This is a genomic window from Paenisporosarcina quisquiliarum (genome assembly GCF_027563315.1).
Taxonomy (GTDB): domain Bacteria; phylum Bacillota; class Bacilli; order Bacillales_A; family Planococcaceae; genus Paenisporosarcina; species Paenisporosarcina quisquiliarum.
Window position 1 is genome coordinate 157,255 of record NZ_JAMKBJ010000005.1, and the last position, 25,070, is coordinate 182,324.

28 protein-coding genes are annotated in these 25,070 nt (G+C 40.9%); 8 read left to right on the forward strand and 20 right to left on the reverse strand.

Annotated elements, in window-relative coordinates:
* Positions 1-233 precede the first annotated feature (233 nt).
* The 3 genes from M9R32_RS08060 to M9R32_RS08070 all read right to left on the reverse strand — a co-directional run bounded on the left by M9R32_RS08060 (position 234) and on the right by M9R32_RS08070 (position 2,922).
* Complete coding sequence (locus M9R32_RS08060; protein ID WP_269926216.1) at positions 234-974, reverse strand: hypothetical protein; 741 nt, start codon at positions 972-974, stop codon at positions 234-236.
* Positions 975-1,227: 253 nt separating this feature from the next.
* Entirely contained in the window at positions 1,228-2,595 is a 1,368-nt protein-coding gene (rlmD, locus tag M9R32_RS08065) for a 23S rRNA (uracil(1939)-C(5))-methyltransferase RlmD (RefSeq protein WP_269926217.1), read from the reverse strand.
* A gap of 108 nt (positions 2,596-2,703) precedes the next feature.
* The gene (locus M9R32_RS08070) at positions 2,704-2,922 is read right to left on the reverse strand and encodes a hypothetical protein (protein ID WP_269926218.1); all 219 of its coding nucleotides are present in this window, start codon (positions 2,920-2,922) and stop codon (positions 2,704-2,706) included.
* A gap of 290 nt (positions 2,923-3,212) precedes the next feature.
* Between M9R32_RS08070 and M9R32_RS08075 the strand changes: the two genes are divergently transcribed.
* Both M9R32_RS08075 and M9R32_RS08080 read left to right on the forward strand, forming a co-directional pair.
* Positions 3,213-3,686: an SRPBCC family protein gene (locus M9R32_RS08075; protein WP_269926219.1), complete on the forward strand. Its 474-nt coding sequence runs from the start codon at positions 3,213-3,215 to the stop codon at positions 3,684-3,686.
* Positions 3,687-3,718: 32 nt separating this feature from the next.
* Complete coding sequence (locus M9R32_RS08080) at positions 3,719-4,132, forward strand: VOC family protein (protein ID WP_269926220.1); 414 nt, start codon at positions 3,719-3,721, stop codon at positions 4,130-4,132.
* Positions 4,133-4,303: 171 nt separating this feature from the next.
* Here M9R32_RS08080 and M9R32_RS08085 read toward each other — a convergent pair whose 3' ends face one another.
* The 3 genes from M9R32_RS08085 to M9R32_RS08095 all read right to left on the reverse strand — a co-directional run bounded on the left by M9R32_RS08085 (position 4,304) and on the right by M9R32_RS08095 (position 5,842).
* Positions 4,304-4,993 (reverse strand): aspartate/glutamate racemase family protein, encoded by a 690-nt coding sequence (locus M9R32_RS08085; RefSeq protein ID WP_269926221.1) that lies wholly within the window; start codon positions 4,991-4,993, stop codon positions 4,304-4,306.
* Between the two features lie 30 nt (positions 4,994-5,023).
* Positions 5,024-5,464 (reverse strand): SRPBCC family protein, encoded by a 441-nt coding sequence (locus tag M9R32_RS08090; protein ID WP_269926222.1) that lies wholly within the window; start codon positions 5,462-5,464, stop codon positions 5,024-5,026.
* Positions 5,465-5,545: 81 nt separating this feature from the next.
* Positions 5,546-5,842, reverse strand: a complete 297-nt coding sequence (locus M9R32_RS08095) for a DUF3221 domain-containing protein (protein ID WP_269926223.1) — start codon at positions 5,840-5,842, stop codon at positions 5,546-5,548.
* A gap of 142 nt (positions 5,843-5,984) precedes the next feature.
* On the opposite strand from M9R32_RS08095, the gene M9R32_RS08100 reads away from it, so the two are divergent.
* Both M9R32_RS08100 and M9R32_RS08105 read left to right on the forward strand, forming a co-directional pair.
* Positions 5,985-6,968 (forward strand): quinone oxidoreductase family protein, encoded by a 984-nt coding sequence (locus tag M9R32_RS08100; protein WP_269926224.1) that lies wholly within the window; start codon positions 5,985-5,987, stop codon positions 6,966-6,968.
* Positions 6,965-7,780: an MBL fold metallo-hydrolase gene (locus tag M9R32_RS08105; protein WP_269926225.1), complete on the forward strand. Its 816-nt coding sequence runs from the start codon at positions 6,965-6,967 to the stop codon at positions 7,778-7,780. The genes M9R32_RS08100 and M9R32_RS08105 overlap by 4 nt, the downstream gene beginning before the upstream one ends.
* Before the next feature lie 63 nt (positions 7,781-7,843).
* Here the strand turns inward: M9R32_RS08105 and M9R32_RS08110 are convergent, their stop codons facing one another.
* Positions 7,844-8,596: a hypothetical protein gene (locus M9R32_RS08110; protein WP_269926226.1), complete on the reverse strand. Its 753-nt coding sequence runs from the start codon at positions 8,594-8,596 to the stop codon at positions 7,844-7,846.
* Between the two features lie 208 nt (positions 8,597-8,804).
* Here M9R32_RS08110 and M9R32_RS08115 point away from each other — a divergent pair, with 208 nt between their 5' ends.
* Positions 8,805-9,323: a DinB family protein gene (locus M9R32_RS08115; protein WP_269926227.1), complete on the forward strand. Its 519-nt coding sequence runs from the start codon at positions 8,805-8,807 to the stop codon at positions 9,321-9,323.
* Positions 9,324-9,360: 37 nt separating this feature from the next.
* Here the strand turns inward: M9R32_RS08115 and M9R32_RS08120 are convergent, their stop codons facing one another.
* From M9R32_RS08120 to M9R32_RS08140, 6 genes are all read right to left on the reverse strand, one after another.
* Positions 9,361-10,146: a TerC family protein gene (locus tag M9R32_RS08120; RefSeq protein WP_269926228.1), complete on the reverse strand. Its 786-nt coding sequence runs from the start codon at positions 10,144-10,146 to the stop codon at positions 9,361-9,363.
* Between the two features lie 53 nt (positions 10,147-10,199).
* Positions 10,200-10,601, reverse strand: a complete 402-nt coding sequence (locus tag M9R32_RS08125) for a sporulation protein (RefSeq protein ID WP_269926229.1) — start codon at positions 10,599-10,601, stop codon at positions 10,200-10,202.
* A 338-nt stretch (positions 10,602-10,939) separates the two neighbouring features.
* Entirely contained in the window at positions 10,940-11,959 is a 1,020-nt protein-coding gene (locus M9R32_RS08130) for an STAS domain-containing protein (protein ID WP_269926230.1), read from the reverse strand.
* Between the two features lie 235 nt (positions 11,960-12,194).
* A complete protein-coding gene (cydS, locus tag M9R32_RS16090; protein WP_418936237.1) occupies positions 12,195-12,305 on the reverse strand; it encodes a cytochrome bd oxidase small subunit CydS family protein in 111 nt (36 codons plus the stop codon).
* A gap of 14 nt (positions 12,306-12,319) precedes the next feature.
* A complete protein-coding gene (locus tag M9R32_RS08135; protein WP_269926281.1) occupies positions 12,320-13,345 on the reverse strand; it encodes a cytochrome d ubiquinol oxidase subunit II in 1,026 nt (341 codons plus the stop codon).
* 2 nt (positions 13,346-13,347) lie between these two features.
* Positions 13,348-14,694: a cytochrome ubiquinol oxidase subunit I gene (locus M9R32_RS08140; RefSeq protein WP_269926231.1), complete on the reverse strand. Its 1,347-nt coding sequence runs from the start codon at positions 14,692-14,694 to the stop codon at positions 13,348-13,350.
* A 289-nt stretch (positions 14,695-14,983) separates the two neighbouring features.
* Between M9R32_RS08140 and M9R32_RS08145 the strand changes: the two genes are divergently transcribed.
* Positions 14,984-15,409, forward strand: a complete 426-nt coding sequence (locus tag M9R32_RS08145) for an NUDIX hydrolase (RefSeq protein WP_269926232.1) — start codon at positions 14,984-14,986, stop codon at positions 15,407-15,409.
* 168 nt (positions 15,410-15,577) lie between these two features.
* Here M9R32_RS08145 and M9R32_RS08150 read toward each other — a convergent pair whose 3' ends face one another.
* Positions 15,578-16,489 (reverse strand): diacylglycerol kinase, encoded by a 912-nt coding sequence (locus M9R32_RS08150; protein WP_269926233.1) that lies wholly within the window; start codon positions 16,487-16,489, stop codon positions 15,578-15,580.
* Between the two features lie 143 nt (positions 16,490-16,632).
* Positions 16,633-17,202 carry a thioredoxin family protein gene (locus M9R32_RS08155; RefSeq protein ID WP_269926234.1) on the reverse strand — a complete coding sequence of 190 codons (570 nt, stop codon included), beginning with the start codon at positions 17,200-17,202 and terminating at the stop codon, positions 16,633-16,635.
* A gap of 129 nt (positions 17,203-17,331) precedes the next feature.
* Between M9R32_RS08155 and M9R32_RS08160 the strand changes: the two genes are divergently transcribed.
* Entirely contained in the window at positions 17,332-18,660 is a 1,329-nt protein-coding gene (locus M9R32_RS08160; protein WP_269926235.1) for a TrkH family potassium uptake protein, read from the forward strand.
* A gap of 90 nt (positions 18,661-18,750) precedes the next feature.
* Positions 18,751-19,161, forward strand: coding sequence for a hypothetical protein (locus tag M9R32_RS08165; RefSeq protein ID WP_269926236.1), 411 nt, complete (start codon positions 18,751-18,753; stop codon positions 19,159-19,161).
* Positions 19,162-19,378: 217 nt separating this feature from the next.
* Here the strand turns inward: M9R32_RS08165 and M9R32_RS08170 are convergent, their stop codons facing one another.
* The 5 genes from M9R32_RS08170 to M9R32_RS08190 all read right to left on the reverse strand — a co-directional run bounded on the left by M9R32_RS08170 (position 19,379) and on the right by M9R32_RS08190 (position 25,069).
* Complete coding sequence (locus M9R32_RS08170; RefSeq protein ID WP_269926237.1) at positions 19,379-20,218, reverse strand: hypothetical protein; 840 nt, start codon at positions 20,216-20,218, stop codon at positions 19,379-19,381.
* A gap of 343 nt (positions 20,219-20,561) precedes the next feature.
* On the reverse strand, positions 20,562-21,992 hold the full coding sequence (gene gatB, locus M9R32_RS08175; RefSeq protein ID WP_269926238.1) for an Asp-tRNA(Asn)/Glu-tRNA(Gln) amidotransferase subunit GatB: 1,431 nt from the start codon (positions 21,990-21,992) through the stop codon (positions 20,562-20,564).
* Positions 21,989-23,458 carry an Asp-tRNA(Asn)/Glu-tRNA(Gln) amidotransferase subunit GatA gene (gene gatA, locus M9R32_RS08180; RefSeq protein WP_269926239.1) on the reverse strand — a complete coding sequence of 490 codons (1,470 nt, stop codon included), beginning with the start codon at positions 23,456-23,458 and terminating at the stop codon, positions 21,989-21,991. The genes gatB and gatA overlap by 4 nt, the downstream gene beginning before the upstream one ends.
* Positions 23,459-23,482: 24 nt before the next feature.
* Positions 23,483-23,773, reverse strand: coding sequence for an Asp-tRNA(Asn)/Glu-tRNA(Gln) amidotransferase subunit GatC (gatC, locus tag M9R32_RS08185; RefSeq protein ID WP_016429411.1), 291 nt, complete (start codon positions 23,771-23,773; stop codon positions 23,483-23,485).
* A gap of 162 nt (positions 23,774-23,935) precedes the next feature.
* Positions 23,936-25,069, reverse strand: coding sequence for a CamS family sex pheromone protein (locus tag M9R32_RS08190; protein ID WP_269926240.1), 1,134 nt, complete (start codon positions 25,067-25,069; stop codon positions 23,936-23,938).
* Position 25,070 lies beyond the last annotated feature (1 nt).

Consider the following 25,070-nt stretch of genomic DNA (forward strand, 5'->3'; position numbering starts at 1 on the left):
TTTATTTTAACAAAAATCGGTCCTGAATGGGACATTTTAAGAAATGCTACGGGAACTTTAGCATCAGTATACTAAGATTTATCATTAACGCAAAGGAAGTCCTCGAATCCATCTATGATTCGGGACTTCCTTTTGAATTATTTCTTCAATTCCAACCAAGCAACCGATGTGTTTTGTTTGTCCAACAAAATATCTCCACTGCTGTTTCTTTAAGACAACTATTAGATACTCATTTACTCAAGCATAACAAAAAACATTTCAGGATCTAAAACCCAGGATTTATTTTGCCCAGTATATTTCCAGTATAATATGATATATCCAAGCTGGTCAGCATGTGACGTTCCAGCTATATCATGCTGCGCCTCCAGCTTATATGGCACAGTTCCGTCAATTTTTATAGGGTTTAGATGGGGGAACTCAATTACAAATCCTTCACGGGGTTCGATGAGCTTGCCGTCTTTGTCATAAACTGTTCCCTCATAAACTTCTTTTCTGGCACTTACATCCAATGTATAGGATTGATCCAGTTTTTCACTTTTAACAAGTACTCTATAATTATCCATATAAATAACTTTAAAACCCAAGGTTTCTGAAAGGGCCATAAATTGATTGGGGCCAAGTATATATTCTGCATTGTTATTAAAAAATGAAATGACATAGTAATAGGTTAGTGCCCCGCTTCCTCCTACAGGGAGATTTACCATAATCTCCTTTGTATTGGAGTTAGTGAAGTTGACAAGAGTCAGCCACGGAGTATAAGCCATACTGTATTTTGCATACAAAGGAATAACATACCACTGCATTGTCCTGCCGTCCTGTACGATCACTTTTATATTTTCATAAAAGGGGTTTTCTGTCTTCTCACCTACTAAATAAACCGTATCCGGTATTTCGTCGCCATTTACATCTCCTATTTGTTTATCAAGTATATAAGTACTATGAGGACTATTGTATTCATCGAAATAATTGTTCAACGTGTCGACCTCCTAAAATTATTATTCCGTCACTAAGATGTATGCAATTGGTTAAATTAAAATGAGTTATTCCTCATTCACAGATTTATTGGTTTGATTTTTGCGCCGCTGTGTCAAAAACAATCATGTTAAGTTGAACTAGTGGAAAGCGTCCGCAGGTGACGGAAATCTACAGTGTCATTTTTATATATAAAGAGGGCTGCCCTTAAAAGTCATTTTCTATGACTTTTAGGACAGCCCCATGAATAAATCTTTACTTTTTAAGCTCCAACCATGCGACTGCTTCACAATGCGTCGTCTGCGGGAACATATCAACTGGCTGTACTTCTTGCGTAACATACCCACCATCTTCTAATATGCGCAAATCTCTTGCCAGGGTACCTGGGTTACAGGATACATAAACTACACGCTTTGGTTTTTGTTCTAAAATCGTCTGTAATAATGCTTCGTCGCACCCTTTACGTGGCGGATCGACTACTAGAACATCTGCCGTTTTTCCTTCTTTGTACCAGTTTGGGATGACGACTTCTGCAGGACCTGCTTCAAAGTAGGTATTCGTAAAGCCATTGATTTCAGCATTACGTTTGGCGTCTTCGATTGCTTGTGGCACGATTTCCACCCCTAGCACTTGCTTCGCTTGTTTAGCAAGGAACAATGAGATGGTTCCGATTCCGCAGTAGGCATCGATGACGGTTTCTCCACCTGTCAGCTGTGCGTAATCCAATGCTTGTTGGTACAGGACTTCCGTTTGTTCTGGGTTCACTTGATAGAACGAACGCGCTGAGATTTCAAATCGTACGTCCCCAATCAAATCTTCAATCACATCTTTGCCCCAAAGGGTAATCGTCTTGTCGCCAAAGATCACGTTTGTCTTTTCTTCGTTTACGTTTTGAACGATGGAAGTGACTTGTGGCAGAATGCGTTTGATTGCTGCTACTGCTTCGTCTTTTTCCTTGAATTTCTTTTTCTTTGTGATGAGCACTACCATGATTTCACCAGTTGCTCGGCCTTTGCGTACAACAACATGTCGCAACATGCCTTGGTGAGATTTTTCGTCATATGGCATGATGCCAAGGTTGCCGAGTTCTTTCTTCAATTCACGCAGGATGTCATCTGCTTCTTCTGTCTGGATGATACAGATATCTGTGTCGGCAATTTCATGTGAACGGGTTTGATAGAACCCACCGACCACTCGGCCGTCTTGCAATCCGAATGGAATTTGGGATTTGTTGCGGTAACGCCAAGGGTTGTCCATTCCTTTTACCGGTAGGACTGGTACGTCAGGAAGTTTGCCAATGCGGGTCATTGCGTTTTTCACCATTTGCTGTTTCCACAGAAGCTGTCCTTCGTAAGATAAGTGCTGAACCTGGCAGCCGCCGCATTGGTCAAATACATGACAAGGTGGTGCAACACGGTGTTCAGATGGTTTGATAACTTCAATTAATTTGGCAAAGCCATATGATTTCAAGGTTTTCAGGACATGGACTTCAGCCATTTCTCCTGGCAATGCGCCAACAATAAATAACGGGTAGCCATTTACTTTAGCGACTCCCGCTCCGTCATGCGTCAGATCTTCTATATGAACCGTAATTCGGTCGTTTTTTTGTACTGGTAAAGACATTCAACTTCCTCCATTTCAATTGCTTTTATTGTAGCATGAAGGCATGAAAAAAGCAGAATGGCTTAACCCTTTTTCTATTCACATTACATGTTTCATACGGGACCTATCCTAATACAAAGGCTGTTGGCAAGGTGGAAATGGATTGATGTCCCGAATCGTATGATATTCATAATGCTTAATCGCAAACTGCGCTTGATACAAGTACTCCATTATATAAAGTTCCTCGCCATCTGCATTGCATAATATACCGGAAGTTCCTTGACCATTTATAAAAGAAATACCAATCGGCTGACCAATTAAGTGCATGATTTTATGTTGCCAGTTCATACATATCACTCCTTTTAATTACCTTATGAAGTTTGGCAAATGAATGTGTAGTCACTCTGGAGAACACAAATCGGCCGTTCATTTTCGAAAGAAGTTCTTAAAACGGGGTAAAGAGGGGTATATATCCAAATAAACAATGAACGTCTAATGGGTCCTGGATAGTTAAATGGGGTAAGGACATGTTTAATCGGGGTAACCAAATAGTTAAAAGGGGTTGCCGTGCGATTAATCGGGGTAACCAGCCGTTTAAATGGGGTTCGATCATATTTAATTGTGGAGGAATCAATGACATGCCAATAAAACAGTATCATTTCGAAACCAACTGGCAGTTTGAAGCAGACATCGAACAGATTTGGGGACTCATTAATGAGTTCAACTATGGAGATTGGTGGAAGGGTTTGGATTCCAAAAGAATTGGAGAAAGTTCAGTTAAGATTGGCGTTGGAGATCGTTTTAAACTATTTTTCCACACCAAGTTACCATATCAACTTTCTTTCGAATCCGAAGTCGTGAAAGTTAACAGCCCGACCTACCTGGAGATAAAAGCATTCGGCGAGTTAGAAGGCAGCGGAATTTGGAAGCTGTCTCAGAAAGGTTCAATTACTCATGTGCAATGTATATGGAACGTGAATTCCAATAAAAAGTGGATGAATACATTGGCTCCCCTCCTTCGACCTGCCTTCGTATGGAATCATAACCAAGTGATGAATGAAGGTGCAAAAGGGATTTCCGATTCACTTGGGGTTCGGTTGGTTTCATTGTAAACTAATAGTAGATACGAAAAAGGAGTGATTGCATGGGACAGGCAAAACAAAAAATCCATTCATTTTTAATGTTTGAGGGAAATGCTGAAGAAGCAATCAAAACGTATACGTCACTATTTGATGAGTCTGAAATCATTAACATCACTCGTTATGAAGCAAACCAAGGTGGCAAAGAAGGTTCGGTCATGCATGCCACGTTCTCTATTAAAGGGCAAGAGTTCATGGCGATTGACAGTAATGTTCAGCATGCTTTTACATTCACACCTGCGATTTCATTATTTGTGACATGTGACTCAGAAGAAGAAGTGGAGCAAGCCTTCGAGAAGTTATCTCAGGATGGCGAAGTGTTAATGCCCCTAGGAGCCTATCCGTTCAGTACAAAATATGGGTGGATTAACGACCGGTTCGGTGTTTCGTGGCAATTGAGTCTTCCGATTAATACATGATTGAAGGGGTTTCCATTATAGGAAGCCCCCTTCGTCTTTATCTCTTAGAATGTCTGCTTCGCAAGATTACCTTTTTTAATAATTCTACTATTAAAAGTGAGAATAAAATGAATCCAATTAAGCTAAAAGATAGGATGAAAACTGTAAGAATGACACTCATTTTTTAACCCCCTATTCTAATGCTTTCTTAACGGCTTCCAGAGCATGTATCACCGTCGTATCAAATAAAGGTACTTCCGCGTCTTCGGGTCTTACTAACAATCCAATTTCTGTACACCCCAAGATTATGCCTTCCGCTCCATCATCGACCAATTTCTGAATGACTTTTTGATAGGACTCCCTTGATGATTGCTGAATATCCCCTAGACACAACTCTTCAAAAATCACTCTATTTATCTCTTCTCGATCTTCACTATTTGGCACCAAAACCTTCATTCCATTCGATTCAATGCGCGATTTATAAAAGTCTTGTTCCATCGTATATTTGGTTCCGAGTAACCCGATGGTCCGTACTTCAGACTTTACAATTTGATTTGCTGTGGCGTCCGCAATATGTAAAACCGGAATGCAGATCTTTTCTTCGATGTGTGTAATGACTTTGTGCATCGTATTGGTACAGATGATAATAAAATCTGCTCCCGCTTTTTCCAAAGACAGTGCCGCATCACCTAATAAACGGCCAGCTTTTTCCCATTCACCTTCCGCTTGAAAACGTTGCGTCTCGGCAAAGTCCACACTATACAAAATGCACTTTGCGGAATGTAATCCGCCTAATTGCTTCTTTACTTCCTGATTGATTAGCTGGTAATACTTAGCTGTCGATTCCCAGCTCATGCCACCTATTAGACCAATCGTTTTCATCTACATTCCCCCATCACGGCTGAATCGAAATTAGAACACGATTGCTGCTCGCAGATTCGTGCTGCCATTTTCCAAATATCCTTTTAAACAGGTCAGCATATACACCCAACCCTCTTTGTTCCCTAATAAGTTATTTATTAAATCTGGATCATTTTCATTCCACCCTGTTTCGTTCACTTCAATGATTGTGGTCGTTTCATTCAGTTCATTCAGCGTAATGGTCACCGTGTGTTCTTCCTCTGCTGGTCCCCACTTAAAGACGATTTTCTGATCTTCTAGAATTTCCACTACGGTTAATTCGACTTCTGCATTGTATTCTTCATATCTCCAAGTAATGGTCTTGCCCTCTGCCATTTTTTCAGAAGCTGACGAAAACCAAAAATTAGACATTAGCTCTGGCTCAATGAAAGCATTAAACACTTCATGTGCTGGTTTCATTATTTTAAATTTCGTATGTACTTGAATAGCCATATTTCCGTATCCCCTTTAACATTACGTCATTCCTATATATTCAATATCGGTTGTCCAACACCTTTAATTAGGAAACTTGAATTATTCATTCACCACATGTATTTGCAATGCAATCGTTTGAGGTGGATCCGATTCCATTAATTCACCAATTGTCCAAACAAAAACTTCTTGGCCCACTTCATAATTACTTATAAAATCTTCTTCTGGTACCTTCACCCAAACTAGTTCAGAATCTTCCTCTTCAACTAAAATACTGCCTGATCTTATATCCGTAACCGTGCCGATGATTTGAGCCCCGCCTTTCATTTCATCTTCTTCAGCAGTACACCCCATCAGCAAGGCGCATAGTATTCCGATCAAAAACAACATTCTTTTCATATTGATTAGCCCCTTACTTCGTTTCAGAATTAGACGGTTAACCTGGTTAAATGTTCCAGTAACTCTCGTTTTAGGTTTTAAGTAAAAGGAGTTAGAATGAAAGGAAGGAGAATTATCTCGCGTACATAATGGAGGTTTTACGATGAAAGCACTTATATATCATACATTTGGCGGACCTGAAGTATTGGAATACGGTGATATGCCTGACCCGGTAATCGGTTCCAATGAAGTATTAATCCGCATGAAAGCAATCGGCTTGAACTTTGCCGACGTCTATAGAAGAAAGGGAAACTATCATTTAGAGGGGAAACCGCCATATATTCTGGGCTATGAAGGCGCAGGTATCGTGGAACAAGTAGGAGCAGATATTCAAAACATTCAAATTGGCGACCGACTGGCATTTGCAGATGTCCCATTTGCCAATGCTGAGCTGGTGGCCGTTCCTCATGATAAAGCCATTCCCCTGCCGGAAACCATTTCCTTTGAAGAAGCATCTTCCGTATTGTTGCAAGGATTAACAGCTCACTATTTGACGAAGGATAGTTATGCAATAAAACAGAACGATATCGTGCTAGTGCATGCAGCAGCCGGTGGTGTCGGACAGTTGCTTATCCAGATTGCCAAGTTACTTGGTGGAAAAGTATTTGGATTGACATCTTCACAAGAAAAAGCCGTGGCAGCTCAAGAAGCTGGTGCGGATGCTGTTTTCCTTTATAAAGATGACTGGAAGTCTGCAGTTCTTAATGAAACGAACGGCAAAGGTGTCGATGTTGTCTATGAATCAGTTGGTTCTACGTTGATGGACAGTTTTGCCGCGACTCGAATCGGCGGAACCGTTGTCTTCTATGGCATGGCTGGTGGGGATCCGGTTTCGGTGGATCCACGTATGTTAATGGATACATCGAAAACACTGACAGGCGGAGACTTATGGAATGTCCTTACGTCCAGAGAAGAACGTGTGGCTCGTTCAGGCGACTTGTTCCGTTGGATGGAAGAAGGCAAAGTACAGGTAGCGAAGCCGACGACTTTTGCTTTGCATGAAGGACAGGAAGCCCATCGTTACTTGGAAAGCCGTCAAAGCACCGGGAAGATCTTATTGATTCCTGCGAACGGAGAGACAGAATGATACTATTTCAAAAAGATGGATTGACCGTTTTTCAAAGTGCCCTATGGAAGACAACGAGCTCCGTTGTAGAGACCGACGACTTGATTTTAGTTGTCGATCCCACTTGGCTCCCTCTTGAAATTCAGGAAATCCAGGAGTTTGTGGCAAGTAAACGCAATGGCAAAGAATTGTATTTACTTTTCACACATGGCGATTTTGACCACATTATCGGATACCACGCCTTCCCTGATGCCAAAGTGATTGGCAGCAAAGGGATGCAGGAACATCCGAGAAAACAGTATAAGCTCGACTTAATCCAGCAGTTTGACAATGAATATTATGTGGAAAGACCTTACCCAATTGAATTCCCTACACTTGATTTGGTTATCGAAAAGGATGGTCAGCAACTTATTGTTGGCGGTACAATCCTGACCTTTTATTTATCTCCTGGACACACGCATGATGGATTGTTTACGGTCATCGAGCCGTCAGGAATTTGGATAACAGGGGACTATCTTTCAGATTTTGAGCTTCCCTATTTATTTGATAGTGCTAATGCATACTTGGAGACACTTCAAAAAGCTCGTTTGGTTTTGGACACGCATAAAATTAACGTATTAGTTCCCGGGCATGGACAACCAACTGACCAAGAAGATGAAATGAAAAAGAGAATTGGTTTGTCTCAAGATTATCTTGATAGATTAATTGGGGCAGTGAAAAGCGAGGATACAGAAGCTATTGTGGTATTGGAAAAAGAGATGCCTTTCCAATCAAACTTCACGAAAGAATGCCATCTGAAGAACGTAGAAATTATTAGAGCAGAACATACTTAAACACATAAGAAAACCGCATGGATCGTATACATATCCAGGCGGTTTTTTCATTTATAATAAAGATCAGTTCTTGTTATCGTCTTGTTGTTTCATGGATTGGATGGTTCCTAATACAACACCCATTACCTGGCCTTTAAGTGCATCCGGAACAGATTCATTGGAAGGATTGCGATAGATGCAATGATTCATTTCCACATCGTATGTAAATCCAATCTGTGATAATTGTTTCTTCAAAGAATCTGGCAGTTGATTGGAACCTGTAGTTTCTTCAAAATACTCTGTTAGGGATACATATAGCTCTACATCATCGAGACTGGAAGAGACAATGAATAGCTTCTTGTCTGCTGGTAGAATCCATTGTCCTTTCGAACGAATGGAAATTCCGGAATGCTCCAAACCAGAAATACCATCGAGATTCACTCCGAAAATCTGATTGATTAATACTCTAGTTTCAGCTCCACTTAGAGCGCCACCATGAATGTCAATGTACCGATCCATTACTTCATTTTTTGGCATCGCCATGATTTGAGCATCCACTTCCGTAGAGTCAGTAGGTACATTTAAGGAACGACGCAGACTTTCCATTACTGCCATTTGATACTGCGACAAGTGATTGCCGTAGTTTTTTTCTGAAATGAAATTCAAATCAATTCCAAAAACAGCTTGTACTACTTCACGTACTTCTTTCCCATTTACTGCAGTTCCGAATGATTTTATGTAAAGATCCATTACTTCTGTTTTTGGCATTTCATTTATCACGTTATAATCTTCGATGCCGATAGCTCTCATAACCGTTGCTGTATATTTATTTTCCATATCATATCCACCTTTGCTTTCAACTAGTTCTCTATCACTCATCATACTAAAAATGTGGTTTCAATTCTTTTAAGGTACCCCACTTTCCCTGTAAATAGTGAATATGGTACAAAGAATATGAATTAATTAACTTATATCGCATCGATTGTTAAATGCCATTACACCTAAAGACGTTCGAAAATCTATGTATCAATAAAGGAGTTTAACGATGATTAAAAAACCTCTACCTGACGAATATCCAGCTTATTACGAAACGTATATCGGTCTGGTGCCTGATGGATTACTGAAAGATATCTTGAACACACAGATGGAGGACTTACTTGCACTGCTTTCCGATCTCGATGAAGCTCAGGCAAATTTTCGCTATGCCGATAACAAGTGGACAGTGAAAGAAGTCATTGGCCATATCACGGACACGGAACGAGTGATGAGTTATAGATTATTGCGAATAGCCAGAGGAGACAGAACGCCATTGGCTAATTACGATGACGAACAATATGTACGGGAAGCTTCTTTCCATTCCCGTTCTCTCCAGAATCTACTTGAAGAATTGAAAGCCGTTCGCTATGCAACCATTCATTTAATCAATGGCTTGAATGAAGACGCATTTCTGAGAAAAGGTGTCGCAAGTAAACATGAAATCTCCGCTCGTGCACTGGCTTATATTATTGCAGGTCATGAACTTCATCATGTGAACATTTTGAAAGAAAAATATTTAACGAATTAAATAGCAAAAGCTGCCCCACTCGGAGCAGCTTTTTGCGTTATAGAGGCAGATTCTCTTCTTCTGATTCTTCTACCTTCTTTTCCTTCGTCAAGAACCAGCCTGCCGCTGCAATGGCGATCAACACGGAGTAGAAGATTAGCTTCCATTGTGTGGAATGTGCAAACTCATATGAAATGACGCCGACGTCTGGATGACCCAAAGTTAGGACTGCAAGTTTTACACCAACCCAGCCAACAATGGCGAACGCTGCGATTTCTAATCCCGGTTTTGAATGAAGCAACTTGACGAAGAAGTTGGCTGCGAAACGCATGATAATCAAGCCAATGAGTCCTCCTGCGAAAATGACCAAGAACTTACCGCCGTCCATACCGCCAATCTCTGGAAGGTTGGTGTTCGGAAGTGTCATAGCCAAAGCTACTGCTGCTAAAATGGAGTCAACTGCGAATGCAATGTCTGCCAATTCCACTTTGAATACCGTTCCCCAGAAACCTGCTTTTTTCTTTTCCTTTTTTTCTTTATCGTCGCCTTTGTTACTAAAGTACAACTTCCGAACGATATGATTAATGGCAATGAATAACAGGTAAAGTGCTCCGATTGCCTGCACTTGCCACACATCGACCAGAAACGAAATGATAAATAATGAAGCGAAACGGAACACGAATGCTCCTGCAAGTCCGTAAAATAAAGCCTTTCTTCTTTCAGCTTCCGGTAAATGCTTAACCATAATAGCAAGAACAAGTGCGTTATCCGCAGCAAGCAAGCCTTCAAGTCCTATCAGCAATAATAATACCCATCCATATTCCATCAAGATTGAAAAATCCATTTCGATTTCCTCCTTTTAGTTTAAGTTTTGTCTAATCTCTTCAAATCAGAAAGTTAAACAGATTCAGCAAGTATTTGTATAGCATCATGATCCAAGCTTTCGACTCCTTGTTTGAACGAGAGTCGCGACTTAAATCGATAAGATGCATTAAATGCTGGATGCATGGATTTTGGCAATCTGAATGTGAAAGGAACTTGGTTAGTAGCATCTGATTCAATCAGCTTTGAGGTGAAAATAGTGATGGAATCAATTACTCTTTCATCTTTCACTTCATCATTGTCCGTGGTCACCACCAAATCACATTCGATTCGTTTCAGTTGTTGTTCGATTGTGCCACCTTTGAGCAAGAAATATCCCTTTACAAGTTCACCAGGCCTGTAAATATCTTTCTCTAAAATTAAATCAATCTTTGCCGAACCTATCCCAATTAACGCCATGTATTTCCTCAGTATCATGTAGATCCTCCTGTTTTTTAGTTAGTTGAGAGGCTCCATCTCGATTGGTCCGTTTCCAAAATGAAAATAAAAAAACCTTTACCGGAAACGGCAAAGGTTTTTGAAAAAATAAAAGACCTTTACCAAGATTGGTAAAGGTCTTGCTAACAACGAAGTCGTTGCCAACAAGGCCGGGAGATTTTAATACCTCCGAAATGACGACCTTGCTGTAAAAGCTACTCCCCTTTAGGAGTTACGATTCAACTAATTACTAATAATATATTCTATTTATAGGTATATTGTCAACAAATCTTCCGAGTTAACCATTAAAACACGTAAAGACTTGTCCAAATCGGGACTTAAATGATTTGTCTGCCTGATTGGCCGAGGGCATAATAAATGCCGTGTTGCAAGGTTTGGAAACAGTTGAACTTTGAGAAGTCTTCTACAGCATTTGAAATGGATATGGCCAGTTCAGAAGAAATGCCCACTAAAATCGTTTTTGTTCCAATCAAAGAAGCAGCAGAAACCATTTTATCGATGAGATTGGTCGTAAATGGCGTAATATCACGATCCAATCCAGTTAAGTCGAGTAATAAATATTCAGCCTTATGTGAAGGTAGACTGCTCAACGTTTTAACAATCAGTTTTTCAGTTCGCATCTCATCAAATTGCCCGATCAACGGAACAACAACGATTCCGTCCAACACAGGAATGATAGGAGATGATAAAGTATCAACCAGTTTTTGTAGTTCCTTTGTCTTTTCATCTACAAGAACATTTAATTGAGCAATTTGAGTTGATTCCTTTTTCCTTGAGAGCTCGTGAATATTACGGGTAATCGAAATCTCTGATGGGAAATACTCAACGACTGTCGTTTCATGACCTTCGATTTGGTGATGAACTACTTTATACCACATGTTCTGACTGAAAAGTCCTGTGAAAATCCCAGCATAATGAGCTGGAAGGAAATGTCCACCAGTTGCCTTCCCTTGTGCAATATTGATTTTATATTCCCAGCTATCTTTCAATTCCGCAACAAGTGTCTTCTTTTCAAGATCCAAATCCTTTATGGTCATCCTGCCCCAACCAGCAGTTGCATATGTATTGGTGATAAGTTCGACTGCTTCTTCTATACCGACTTCTTTAATGGTCTCGAAATATTTCCCTACGACCAAGCCTTGTCTGAATCCAGTCGTCTCGAAGACGAGATTAGATGCTTCTTCTCCAGAGATTTCTTCAATCGTATCGAAAAACTCTTTCATGGCTGAAGAAATCCAGAACAATACCGATTCTTCACCTTCAAAGATAAACTGACCTTTTTCAATATCCCATCCAAACTCTAGACCACCAATGTTGATGCTCGAACGCTCATTCAAGTAAATCCCCTCCTTCACTCTTGTATCCTTCTCTTTAACTTATCTCATCATACCAGTTCTGTAATCATAAAGTGTAGCGAAAAAAATAGGGATATATCCCCAGTAAAATAATAACGTTGTACAATTGTTAAATGTTACGGAGAAAAAGTTCTTTGAATGAATATAACAAGGCAAAAAAAGCGGGGCTGTCCTCTAAAGTCATTTTTCATGACATTTTGGACAGCCCCCACCTTTATTATTTATTATTTTTCCGAACGGGTCCGTCCTTAGGAGCGAACCAAAAGGCAGTAATGATGGCACCGATTAGAACGATAAAAGGTGCATAAAAAATCATGAAATCCGTCATATGATTGGCCTCCTTTAGGCGTGATTATCTTTATTCCCACGTACGTAGTCTTTATTGAACAGGAACAATCTCAGCAATAGATACAAGGATGGAAGCAATAACCCTAGACCCGCAATGAAAGCCACAATTAAGGCTATGGCCATTGCTTCGTTCGTGAAGCTATCGTAAATCGTCAAGTATGGATACAACAGGTACGGATAATGGGATACTCCGTATCCGAAGAATGCCAAAGCAAACTGTGCAGCCAGTAAACCAAAAGCCAACCCGTAGTTTTTTCGCTTCCAGATCAGCCATACCGTTCCGACAAACATCAGGAATGAAATGCCGAACACCCACCATAAATCGAGGATGCGCGCATAATGTTCTGGATTATGACCGCGAAGCTCGAAAATAATGCCTGAAGCCGTAATCATTGTTGGGATTGCCCAAATCAACGCATATTTTCGAAGCAGTTCTGTTGCAGAGTGATCTCCAGCTTTGTTTGCGTACCATGTTAGGAATACAGCGGAAATATAAAGCACCGCTACCAAACTTAACACGACGATGCTCCAGGTCAATGGACTGGAGAACAGTTCCCAGTAATCCAGCACAGGATTCCCTTTGACCATGGAAATAAAGCCACCTTCAGATATGGTCAACACGGTTGAAAGAGATGCCGGAATGAACAGACCTGTAATGCCGTACATGAACGTATACCCTTTGTGTCCGTTCGTGCCATATGTTGCGAATGCATAGTAGGAACCGCGTAACGCCAGCAAAATAATGGCGATACTTGCAGGCACCAATAACGTCGTCCCATAATAGAAGGCTGTTTTCGGGAAGAAGCCGATGACGCCAACGAAGAAGAAGACGAGAAAGACATTGGTCACTTCCCATACAGGCGATAAATAACGTTGAATGATGTTCGTTAAAATATGTTCTCTGCGTGTCAGCGTGTTATAGGCATTGAAAAATCCTGCTCCAAAATCAATGGATGCTACGATGACATAACCGAATAGGAACATCCAAAGAACGGAAATCCCGATGATTTCAAGTGTCAATGTCATGAGAAATCACCTTCCTGTTCTTTACGTCGATCTTCGATTTCCTGTTCAACTGGATTTTTTCTGAACATACGGCGAAGTACGACCACACTACCAACTCCAAGAATCAAATAAAGACCGGCAAACAGTACAAGCATGATGTCTACTTGACCGCTCGTTGTCGCAGCGTCTTCCGTACGCATAATGCCTCTCAAAATCCACGGTTGACGGCCGACTTCTGCCATCCACCAACCCGCTTCAATGGCAAGCATGGCCAGTGGACCTCCTGCCACAAGCAACCAGCGGAACCATTTCGTCTGAACAAATGACCATCTACGCCAAGTGGCAAACACATACAGCCCGGATAAGAACGTCAATCCCATGCCGATGCTCACCATTAAATCGAACAAGTAATGAATATATAATGGTGGAATTTCATCTTCAGAGAATTGATCCAAACCGATTACTTCTGCAAATGGATCCCCATGTGCCAACACACTAAGTGCATATGGAATTTCAATTGCATACTTCACTTCTCCGTCTTCCAAAATTCCGTACATAATCAGTGAGGCATTTTCTTCTGTTTCAAAATGCCATTCCGCTGCAGCCAACTTTTCAGGCTGATACTCTGCTAAATATTTACCAGAGAAATCGCCGATGATTGCTGCTGCAATGGAGAAAATCAACCCAAGTTTCAGCGTTAGGAATAATGCTTTCTTATGATAAACATGATTTGATCCCTTCAATAAACGGAATGCCGCAATGGAAGCCAGTACGAATGCAGATGTCATGTAAGCCGTCACGACTACGTGCGCGACTTTTGTTGGCATCGCCGGGTTGAACATCGCTAGAATCGGATTGATATTGATTAGCTCACCGTTTACCAGATCAAACCCTTGTGGTGCGTTCATGAATGCATTAACGATGGTAATGAATACCGCCGAGAATGATGCACCGATAGCAACCGGTATCAGCAATAATAAATGTTTCTTTTGATTTTCAAATCGGTCCCAAGTATATAAGTAAATTCCTAAGAAGATAGCTTCAAAGAAAAATGCGAAAGTTTCCATGAATAACGGCAAGGCTATCACATTACCTGCAAGTTCCATAAAGTTTGGCCACAATAGTGATAGTTGGAGTCCAATGGCTGTTCCTGTCACAACACCCACAGCAACTGTTATGACGAAACCACGTGCCCAACGTCTTGCAAGCAAAATGTAATGTTCATCGTTTTTCCTGATTCCCACCCACTGGGCAATCATAATCATGAGCGGAATGCCGACCCCAATGGTTGCATAAATAATATGAAACGATAGCGTAAGTTCAGTTAGTACGCGACTAAAGAATACTGCTTCTTCATTCCCCATTTATATTCCCTCCTATTAACTTCCGAAAATCCGACCTAGTATTGACAACAGCATGATGGCTGCCACAATGAACGCAAGCCAAATCAATTTTTTCTCTTGGTTTTTATACATGTCGTCACCTTCCCTACTTCCTATCATACCCCATTTGAACCTCTTCAAAATCAATGGATGTATCCATTTTGTCACGTCCATGTGAAAGAAATGTGAATACTATTACACAATTATATTGCGAAAGTTCCGAGTATTTTGTATTCTTAGTAAATCATACTTAATTTTAGAGGTGAATGCGATGAAAACGAAGCGTAAAGTGTTGGCCTACATTACAAAAGGACAGGAACCGAATTTGGAGTTACTCGTTTTCGAGCAGAAAGATCAGCCGGAAGCAGGCTTACAAGTTCCAGGAGGCACAATCGAAGAAGACGAAATGCTAATTGACGCTTTATACCGGGAAATTACTGAAGAAACCGGCATACAGCGGGACAATCTTTCATTCCTCGGAAAAATCCATAAGTACAACTACTACCCAAATGGAAAAGACACGGCGTATGAACGGAACTTCTTCCACCTTGGATATGAAGGCGACCGACAAAATTGGGACCACCTTGTGGTCAGCGACGGTCTGGACAATGGCATGACCTTCCAATTCCGCTGGGAACCCCTCGGAACGTTACCGAAACTAGCTGGTGAACAGGATGAAGCGTTGGAATTGCTATAGTACGGAATGGGTAAAATCGATGATTCCTACGTGAACCATGATTTTTCCTACGTGAACTCGTTTTTTTCCTACGTCGATTACGTTTTTTCCTACGTGAACCCCCATTTTTACAATTGAGATGTAAAAAAGAGCATTTCCTGGAATTCCCGGAAATGCTCTTTCAGTATGTTATGGACGATCTTGTTCACGAATGTCATTCATTGGAACGAACACTTCGATATGTCGGTGCAAGTTTTCAAATACAGCGGGTACGTTCCCTCCATATTCACCATCCAGGTTCAACTGGACATGGTCTTCGGCAGTCACATTGATATGACTCGCTTTTTTATAAATTACGAGTGGATCGTCTAAGTGATTCCCACCGATTGCAAGTGTCGCCAATCGAATGAATTCGGCAATGTTACATTTTTTCAAAATCAATAATGTGAATTTCCCATCATTGATGCTTGAGTTCGGTGCGAGTTTTTCAAAACCGCCGACTGAATTGGTCAGTCCGACCAGGAACATCATGGCTTCATCATCGAAGACTTCCCCATCGTATTCAATACGAACACGAGAAGCACGAATCGATGGCAACATTTCAATGCCTTTTAGGTAGTAAGCCAATTGACCAAGGACTGTCTTCAACTTACTTGGCACATCATAGGTCAACTCAGTCATTTTCCCGCCACCAGCGATATTGATGAAGTATCGATCGTTGACTACACCAACGTCCACAGGAATCGATTCATCTGCCAAAATAATGTTTACGGCTTTATCGATATCACGTGGAATGCGCAGTGCTCGCGCAAAATCATTGGTCGTTCCCATAGGGATTAGGCCGACTTTAGGGCGTTTTTCAAACTTACTGATTCCGGCTACTACTTCATTTAGTGTGCCGTCCCCACCTGCTGCGATGACCAGGTCAAACCCTCGTTCAACTGCATATTTAGCTGCTTCAACTGCGTCACCTTCACACGTCGTTGCGTGGCACGATGTTTCGTACCCAGCCTTCTCTAATTTTTCTAAAACCTCAGGCAAGTGTTTTCTGAATAACTCACGGCCAGATGTCGGATTGTAAATAATGCGTGCACGTTTCATACACATTTCCTTCTTCCTGCTTTACATTTTCGTCACTAGTTAGGACTTATCCGCGACATAAAAAGTTCCCCGCCACGAAAAGAAGCCGGACATATGCCTCGGCTTGATTTCTCTATTATATACGAATGCCTGCATTAGAACAATTATGACTGTTTTTGCAAGGCTGCAGTAAATTCTTTTCGAATGTCTTCGTATACCCACAACCAGTATTCTGGTGTAGAGATATATTCAGCCGTGATTTTATCAATGAATGCTTTTTGCTTGTCCTTAAAAGTAGGATCATCAGATGCCGGCAGTTCTTTACGAAGCTCCATCACATATTCCTGAAGTTTTGGTGCTCGCGGACCCCATTTTGCAATGACTTTTCCATCCTGATCAAGTAATAAGTAAACAGGAATCGATCGGCCACCGTTTATTAAATAACGGTCTATTAAATCCAAAGTCTGGTCCCGGTAAACGACTCGGACATCGATATTTGCTGCTTCCGCAACACGACGCAGAATCGGGTTATTGAGCATCGCATCTCCGCACCAATCTTCCGTAATACCTAGAATATGTGGTGATTTATCTTTTAACAAAGCAATAAATTCATCGTCTTGAGGGACATGGAATTGTTCATAAATTTCAAAGCTGTTGTCTTTATGAGACTCCATTTTCTCCATATATTCATTCAAAGAAATAGCTTCCTCAAAGTATTGTTGTTCAGTTTTCATGGATGAATCTCCTCCTCTCCCATCAGTGTACTGAGTTTAAAGAAATCAATCAAATTTTTGTTGACAGTCGAAATAAAGAAGCATAGAGTTAATTATTATTTTCAGACTTACCAAATAGGAAGTGCCATTATGCGTCCAAGGAAAAAGAAAAAATTTTTATTATCACCTCCCTTGTTAATTGCGGGAAGTTTCTTGTTTTTAATTCTGTTGGGAACGCTTTGTTTGAAGCTTCCTTTTGCGACGACCACTCCGATTTCATGGACAGATGCTTTATTTGTTGCGACATCAGCGACAACCGTTACGGGACTCAGCGTTTTTGATCCTGCCTCCACCTTAACCTGGTTTGGTGAAGGAGTGCTCATGTTCCTGATCCAATGCGGTGGAATCGGCTTGATGACATTTGCCGTTGCGTTACTCATAGTACTTGGTAAAAGAGTTGGGCTACAAAACCGGATCTATTTGCAAGAGTCTTTCAATCAAAACTCCGTTGGGGGCATCGTCAAATTAGTAAAGTTGATTTTGACATTTGTTTTAACGGTTCAGGTCATTGCGACTGCGATTATGACGCTCCACTGGATTCCAAGATTCGGATTTTCAGAAGCACTGTACCTAAGTGTCTTTCATGTTATTTCTGCTTTCAACAATGCCGGGTTCGCATTATTCCCGGATAACTTGATCGGATTCTCGGGAGATCCCATTGTTAATCTCGTATTGTCCTCTTTATTTATCTTAGGTGGACTTGGTTTTACGGTGGTCATCGACATTCATCAGAAGAAGTCCTTCAGAGAATGGTCTCTACACACGAAAATGATGATTATCGGTACAGTCATTATTAATGTAATCGCCACTCTTACGTTTTTCTTGTTGGAGTACGGCAATCCCGGCTCTTTAGGTCCAATGCCTTTGTATGAGAAGATCATGACATCGTACTTCCAAGGGGTGACACCTCGAACTGCCGGATTCAATACAGTGGATTTCAGTAAATTGGAAGATCCTACAATCCTGTTTACCATGATTCTCATGTTTATTGGTGCAGGGAGTGCATCAACAGCTTCAGGTATTAAATTGACGACATTTATGGTTGTTATACTAGCAACAATGGCTTTTCTGCGACAACGTGGCGAACCGGAATTGTTCGGTCGCTCTGTTCGTATCGATACAGTCATTCGTTCTCTCGCGATTACGACCATTGGTTTACTGTTGGTCATGACTTTTATTTTCATGTTAACCGTTACAGAAAAGATTCCATTCCTGCCTCTCGCGTTCGAGGTTGTGTCGGCATTTGGGACGGTCGGTTTGTCCATGGGCATCACCGCCCAACTGTCAGATTTAGGCGAAGTATTATTATCTATGGTCATGTTTGTTGGACGAATTGGTCCACTAACTTTATTCTTCTTATTAATGAAACCTAAAAAAGTAAATTATCGTTATCCATATGATCAAGTATATACTGGATGACCACTTAAAGCCTTCCGCGAAAAATCGGAAGGCTTTTAATATCCTTTAATGGGTATGCTAAATCCAACAGCTAAAAAATGAGGTGTACCTATGTTTTTAATCGCATTACTGAAACCATTAAAAACTTATGAAGACTATGTTTATAAAGCCAATTCCTACTTTTATATATTCCTGAAACAGAAAGCCATTGACACAATGGAACAAGCAGTCGTTCAGCCCCAGTTTTCAATTGAAGAAAAATCCAGCGGTTACATCTATTTAGGGATTCTTCATTCAAAAATGAAGAACTACCGAATAGCCTCCGATTGTTATCACCTAGGTTTTAAACTGGTGATGGACAAGCCTTTTTCCTATCGCAGTCCCTTTAAGCAGGCCATAGAAACTTTCATCAAAAGTGGCGATGACGATCGAGCAAAGTATTGGCTAAGCAATCTTCTCGAACGACAAAGTTATGATAAGAATTTTAGGAAGCTGGCTGTTCTTCAGAAGAAGTTATATTAAATAGATAACTCATTAAGATGTCTAATCGATTTAATTTTTGATTGAAACAGGTGGGTAGTGACTGATTTTGAAAGCAATCTACTATTGAGATAGTGCCTAAATCCATTGGAAAAGCGACTCCGTCTATCGGAGTCGCTACCTAGCCTCTTGTGTAATTCTATGTAGTTAAAACAGTGTAATTCTATTTGGAATTGCACTGTTTTACATTACTTCAAAATTACTTGTTACCGGCATTATTTTTTGAACCACCGTTACCTGGATTTGAAGGATCTTCTCCTTTAATATCAGTGCTTGTTCCATCGGCAGGTTCTGAACCATTTCCTAAACCGTTGTTATTTTTTTCTTTTTCTTTTTTCTCTTTTGATTTACTAACATTTGTTTTTCCATTTGTAGTAGTTGTTGATTTTACTTCTGTTTTGGTTGAAGTGTTAGAATTTTTTTGTCCGTTTCCTGGATTTGAAGGGTCAATTCCTTTAACGTCGCTGCTTGTTCCATCTGCCTCTTCAGAGCCATTACCTAATCCATTATTATTTTTGGTCTTTTTAGTATTTGTTGTTTCCGTTGTCTCTTCATTTAAGATGATGCTGCTTGTTCCAGATACAGATTCTGATTGATTAACGATCGTCTCAGTTTCTTTTTGAGTGTCTGTCGTAGTTGTTAAGTTACCTGAAAGGAAACTATTAATTATTTTTTCATATGAGCTAACCGTTGTGCCGCCTTCATCTGATGGGCTACCAGTTGAAATGCCTTTTACCGCAGATTGTTCTGTTGTTTGCGTGTATTCTTTTTGCACTTGATTAATGATTGTTACAAGTTCTTCTTGCGTAAGCGTGTTATCACTATCGTTTGAAATTGCTTCGATTAATCCAGTCGTCAATGTCATATCACTTCCAGTTGGTACCATCATCACTTTGACTTCAGTTGGTCCACAGCCACAATTGCAATTTCCTTTTTCTTCAGCTTTTGAATTTTCCGCATCAGCCATAATATCTGGGAAAAGCGATCCCCCTGTAAAACCTAAACCAATCAGAATCGTAAACAGCATAATATTTTTCATTAATTTTTCCCTCCAAGTTTGTAGTACTAGTCTATTTACTATTTTGAAGTGGCCTAAACCAATTTTTCTATAATTTACCATAGGTCTATTGGACATAGTTTTTAAGAAAGTTAATTGATACTTTTTCTCCAGTTTGTAGAGAATCAATTACGGGTTTTATATTAGGTTATGGCTTAAACGAATTGTTTTCAGACGTCATGGTTAATTTTTCAGACGTAGACCCAGATTTTTCAGACGTCACTCGCTATTTTTCAAACGTCAAAGCCCAAAACTCAGACTGAGCATCCGCTCACCCATCAATTCACAAAAAAAGCGACTCCGTTTCCACGGAGTCGCTTTCGTATTATCGTTTTGAAATTTCATCTTGTAGGATTTTGTTAACCAACGGTGGGTTCGCTTGTCCTTTTGTTGCTTTCATGATTTGACCAACTAGGAAGCCGATTGCACGGTCTTTCCCGTTTTTGAAGTCTTCGATTGATTGCGCATTTGCATCCAAGATTTGAGTAACGATGTCACGAAGTGCACCTTCGTCGGAAATTTGAACTAAGCCTTTTTCTTTCACGACTTGTTCAGCAGTTCCACCGTTATCAGCAAGCTCTTTGAAAACTTTTTTCGCGATTTTCGAAGAAATCGTACCGTCGCTGATTAGTTTGATCATGCCAGCCAAACCTTCTGGCGTAAGCTTTGTATCGTGTAATTCTTTTTGATCGACGTTTAAGTAAGCTGATACTTCACCCATCATCCAGTTCGATGCAAGTTTCGTATCCGCACCAAGAGCAATCGTTGCTTCAAAGAAATCGGACATTTCTTTCGTTAACGTCAAGACCATTGCATCGTATGATGGCAAGCCTAACTCTTCAACATAACGTTGTTTACGAGCATCCGGAAGTTCAGGAATTTCCGCACGTACACGGTCCATCCATTCTTGGTCAATCACTAAATCGACTAAGTCTGGTTCCGGGAAGTAACGGTAATCGTCTGATCCTTCTTTAACACGCATCAACAATGTCTTACCTGTAGATTCATCAAAACGACGAGTTTCTTGCAGGATTTCTCCACCTGAAAGCAACACTTCAGCTTGGCGAACTTGTTCATGCTCTAAGCCACGACGAACATAGTTGAATGAGTTCAAGTTTTTCAATTCAGCTTTTGTACCAAATTGTTCTTGGCCGTATGGACGAAGTGAAATGTTGGCATCACAACGTAGTGAGCCTTCTTCCATTTTACAATCGGAAACGCCTGTGTACTGGATGATTGACTTTACTTTTTCCAAGTATGCATACGCTTCAGCTGGTGTGCGGATATCTGGTTCTGAAACGATTTCGATTAATGGTGTACCTTGACGGTTGTAATCAACCAGTGAGTACCCTTTATCCGTATGTGACAGTTTCCCGGCATCTTCTTCCAAGTGCAAACGAGTAATCCCGATACGTTTTTTGTAGCCATCCACTTCAATTTCAACCCAGCCATGTTCACCGATTGGCTGGTCGAATTGAGAGATTTGGTACGCTTTCGGATTATCCGGATAGAAGTAGTTCTTGCGGTCGAATTTCGTATGTGTCGCGATTTCACAGTTTAGTGCCATCGCAGCTTTCATTCCGAAATCGATTGCGCGTTTATTGACAACAGGTAAAACGCCTGGATATCCAAGGTCGATTACATGTGTATTTGTATTTGGCTCTGCACCAAAGTGGGCAGGTGAAGGTGAAAACATTTTTGAATCTGTTTTCAACTCAACGTGAATTTCTAAACCAATGACTGTTTCAAAGTTCATGATTTTGCTCCCTCCCATAGTTGAGGAGTTTCTTTGTGGAAGCTTGTTGCTTGCTCGTAAGCATGAGCTACACGATAAATCGTTGCTTCATCAAAGTGTTTCCCGATAATTTGTAAGCCTAGTGGCATTCCTTCAGAGAATCCGCATGGTACAGAGATTCCTGGTACGCCTGCTAAGTTTACAGGGATGGTTAAAATATCATTTGCATACATCGTCAATGGATCATCATTTTTCTCGCCAACTTTAAATGCCGGTGTTGGCGTAGTTGGTCCGATGATGACATCGTAGTTTTCAAACACTTGATCGAAATCTTGTTTGATTAATGTACGCACTTGTTGTGCTTTTTTGTAGTAAGCATCGTAAGAACCTGCGCTCAATGCGAATGTTCCAAGCATGATACGGCGTTTTACTTCGTCTCCAAAACCTTGCGCACGTGTTTCTTTGTATAAATCCATTAAAGATTCTACGTTTTCTGCACGGAAACCATAACGGATCCCGTCAAAACGAGCCAAGTTTGAAGATGCTTCAGATGAAGCCAGTAAGTAGTAAGTTGCTAAGCCATACTTAGAGTGAGGTAGTGATACTTCTTCCCAAGTTGCGCCAAGTGATTCCAACACTTTCAATGCATCGAGCACTGATTGTTTGGCAGCTTCGCCGACACCGTCTCCTAAATACTCTTTAGGAACACCGATGCGAAGACCTTTAACGTCACCCGTCAAGGATTCAACAAAGCTTGGTACATCTACGTTTGCAGACGTTGTATCGTTTTCGTCCACACCTGAGATTGCTTCAAGCAACAACGCATTGTCTTTAACATTGCGTGTAATCGGTCCGATTTGGTCAAGAGATGATGCGAAAGCGACCAATCCGAAACGAGATACTCGTCCGTAAGTTGGTTTCATCCCAACAACACCACAGAATGATGCCGGTTGACGGATTGAACCACCTGTATCAGATCCTAAAGAAAACGGTACTTCACCAGCAGCAACTGATGCTGCTGAACCACCTGAAGAACCTCCAGGTACACGGTCAAGATCCCACGGATTGCGTGTGATTTTATAAGCTGAGTTTTCTGTTGAAGAACCCATTGCGAATTCGTCCATGTTCAGTTTACCGATTGTAATCATGCCCGCTTCACGAAGTTTACGAACAACTGTCGCATCGTAAATCGGGTTGAAGCCTTGAAGGATTTTTGAAGAACAAGTTGTTTCGAGGCCTTCAGTTACGATGTTGTCTTTTACACCGATAGGCATTCCGAATAACGGTCCACGTTCAGATGCAGGCACTTCGTCCATTTCTTTTGCTTGCGCCATTGCTTGTTCTTTATTTAGAGCTAAAAACGCTTTTACGTCTTCGTCTAAAGCTTCGATACGTGTATATGCTTCAGCTGTCAAATCTGCAATTGATAGTTCTTTATTATGTATCATTTCTTGCAGTTCGCTTGCTGAGTAGTTGAATAATGTCATGGATAGTCCCTCCTTACGTCAAAATCAGTCTAAGATTGATGGTACTTTTACTTGGCCCGCTTCTTGCTCACGAACATTTTTCATCATTTTTTCACGGTCAAGTCCAGGGACTGCCTTGTCTTCACGCAATACGTTCACTAACGGTAAGACATGTGTAGTAGGTACAACATTTGTTGTATCCAGTTCATTTAACTGCTCAGCAAAATTAGTAATTGCCGCAAGTTGGCCTGCAAACATTTCAGCTTCTTCATCTGTAATGGCAAGACGTGCTAAATGTGCTACGTGCTTTACTTCTTCTTTTGATATATTCGCCATTTTGTACACCTCCGAATTCACAATCATACCGAGTATCATATCATTTTTCACACTAAAAGAATAGAGACAGCATCAAGCTGTCCCTAGGTTTTACAATGGTTTTGCTAAAGTGTCATTTCAAAATTCCAAATGATGAATTACAAGCGTCAGCGTCGAGCTTTTCTAGTCATAAATATGGACGTAAGGCTCTTTCTCGTCCGCTTCTTTTATCACCAATGCTTCAGGACCATTAATTGACGTGACACTGACCTCCACATGCATGGACGCCGGGAAATGTTCCATCACCAGTCCCGTCATGTATTGTGTAAAGCCAATGATTTCAGCCGTACCATAAAACTGTATCGGAATATCGATGGTTAATTTTTTAATGCGGTCTTCCTGATAGAACCCGGTACCGACAATACTTGTGAAATTCGAGAAATACTCTTCCACATCTTGTTTGAAGTTATTGAACGATTGTCCCACTTCACGGTACTTTTCTTCAGAAACGGGTTGAGGGAACAGCACATATTCTTCGTTAACGCCTGTCCAATCAGCAACCGAACCCTTTCCTTCACCAACTACACCAGTGGCAAAGTATGTGCCTGGTACGATGGAATTGCGGCTTTCTTGTCTGAATAAGCCCACCGTAATAGGAACTGACTGTAACCCTTCAATGGCACGCATACGTTTAACGATTTCATTCGCCATCTTTTTCCCTTGTTGTTCAATGACTGCTTGAGGAATAGGTTCTTCATATGTCGCACCGAAGTCTTCTTTTTGATAGTAATAGGTAGAATTCATGGCAAGCCCGATGGATACGCCACCCAGTTTGACTTCATTTTCACCCGATTTAACTAAATAGTTTTGCTCCACTATATGAGCCAAATAAATAGGTGCTTTTTTGGCTAACTCCGCTGTCATGTTTCCTTTCGGACGACTTGGATTTAGCCCTTCTTTTACTTGAGAACTTCTAGCCAACCAGGAGCTGAGCACTTCCCCATCAAGCATTTGACCTTCTTGGAAAAAGTAGTCGTCTGGTGAAAACGTCCGTTGCGACAATCGCAGAAGTCCGCTTTCTACTTCTTTCACATCATACTTGGAGTAGATATTTGAGACGACCAATCCTCGACTCACGCTTTCTTGATATGGCAAGAGTGTACGATAGTATTGTTCCGAAATTTGCATACTCGGAATGATCGTAGCCGCTTCTTCACTTTTTTCGGTTTCTGTTATGACTTTTGTATCCTTACTCGGGATACATCCTGTAAGTAAGGCTAAAGAAATTACTGCTGGAATCCAGCTTTTTCGTTTCATT

What these genes read in the sequence shown, in the direction of transcription:
- rlmD (WP_269926217.1), bottom strand. Translation starts at nt 2,595, where the DNA reads ATGTCTTTACCAGTACAAAAAAACGACCGAATTACGGTTCATATAGAA.
- M9R32_RS08070 (WP_269926218.1), bottom strand. Translation starts at nt 2,922, where the DNA reads ATGAACTGGCAACATAAAATCATGCACTTAATTGGTCAGCCGATTGGT.
- M9R32_RS08075 (WP_269926219.1), top strand. Translation starts at nt 3,213, where the DNA reads ATGCCAATAAAACAGTATCATTTCGAAACCAACTGGCAGTTTGAAGCA.
- M9R32_RS08080 (WP_269926220.1), top strand. Translation starts at nt 3,719, where the DNA reads ATGGGACAGGCAAAACAAAAAATCCATTCATTTTTAATGTTTGAGGGA.
- M9R32_RS08085 (WP_269926221.1), bottom strand. Translation starts at nt 4,993, where the DNA reads ATGAAAACGATTGGTCTAATAGGTGGCATGAGCTGGGAATCGACAGCT.
- M9R32_RS08090 (WP_269926222.1), bottom strand. Translation starts at nt 5,464, where the DNA reads ATGGCTATTCAAGTACATACGAAATTTAAAATAATGAAACCAGCACAT.
- M9R32_RS08095 (WP_269926223.1), bottom strand. Translation starts at nt 5,842, where the DNA reads ATGAAAAGAATGTTGTTTTTGATCGGAATACTATGCGCCTTGCTGATG.
- M9R32_RS08100 (WP_269926224.1), top strand. Translation starts at nt 5,985, where the DNA reads ATGAAAGCACTTATATATCATACATTTGGCGGACCTGAAGTATTGGAA.
- M9R32_RS08105 (WP_269926225.1), top strand. Translation starts at nt 6,965, where the DNA reads ATGATACTATTTCAAAAAGATGGATTGACCGTTTTTCAAAGTGCCCTA.
- M9R32_RS08110 (WP_269926226.1), bottom strand. Translation starts at nt 8,596, where the DNA reads ATGGAAAATAAATATACAGCAACGGTTATGAGAGCTATCGGCATCGAA.
- M9R32_RS08115 (WP_269926227.1), top strand. Translation starts at nt 8,805, where the DNA reads ATGATTAAAAAACCTCTACCTGACGAATATCCAGCTTATTACGAAACG.
- M9R32_RS08120 (WP_269926228.1), bottom strand. Translation starts at nt 10,146, where the DNA reads ATGGATTTTTCAATCTTGATGGAATATGGATGGGTATTATTATTGCTG.
- M9R32_RS08125 (WP_269926229.1), bottom strand. Translation starts at nt 10,601, where the DNA reads ATGATACTGAGGAAATACATGGCGTTAATTGGGATAGGTTCGGCAAAG.
- cydS (WP_418936237.1), bottom strand. Translation starts at nt 12,305, where the DNA reads ATGACGGATTTCATGATTTTTTATGCACCTTTTATCGTTCTAATCGGT.
- M9R32_RS08140 (WP_269926231.1), bottom strand. Translation starts at nt 14,694, where the DNA reads ATGGGGAATGAAGAAGCAGTATTCTTTAGTCGCGTACTAACTGAACTT.
- M9R32_RS08145 (WP_269926232.1), top strand. Translation starts at nt 14,984, where the DNA reads ATGAAAACGAAGCGTAAAGTGTTGGCCTACATTACAAAAGGACAGGAA.
- M9R32_RS08150 (WP_269926233.1), bottom strand. Translation starts at nt 16,489, where the DNA reads ATGAAACGTGCACGCATTATTTACAATCCGACATCTGGCCGTGAGTTA.
- M9R32_RS08155 (WP_269926234.1), bottom strand. Translation starts at nt 17,202, where the DNA reads ATGAAAACTGAACAACAATACTTTGAGGAAGCTATTTCTTTGAATGAA.
- M9R32_RS08160 (WP_269926235.1), top strand. Translation starts at nt 17,332, where the DNA reads ATGCGTCCAAGGAAAAAGAAAAAATTTTTATTATCACCTCCCTTGTTA.
- M9R32_RS08165 (WP_269926236.1), top strand. Translation starts at nt 18,751, where the DNA reads ATGTTTTTAATCGCATTACTGAAACCATTAAAAACTTATGAAGACTAT.
- M9R32_RS08170 (WP_269926237.1), bottom strand. Translation starts at nt 20,218, where the DNA reads ATGAAAAATATTATGCTGTTTACGATTCTGATTGGTTTAGGTTTTACA.
- gatB (WP_269926238.1), bottom strand. Translation starts at nt 21,992, where the DNA reads ATGAACTTTGAAACAGTCATTGGTTTAGAAATTCACGTTGAGTTGAAA.
- gatA (WP_269926239.1), bottom strand. Translation starts at nt 23,458, where the DNA reads ATGACATTATTCAACTACTCAGCAAGCGAACTGCAAGAAATGATACAT.
- gatC (WP_016429411.1), bottom strand. Translation starts at nt 23,773, where the DNA reads ATGGCGAATATATCAAAAGAAGAAGTAAAGCACGTAGCACATTTAGCA.
- M9R32_RS08190 (WP_269926240.1), bottom strand. Translation starts at nt 25,069, where the DNA reads ATGAAACGAAAAAGCTGGATTCCAGCAGTAATTTCTTTAGCCTTACTT.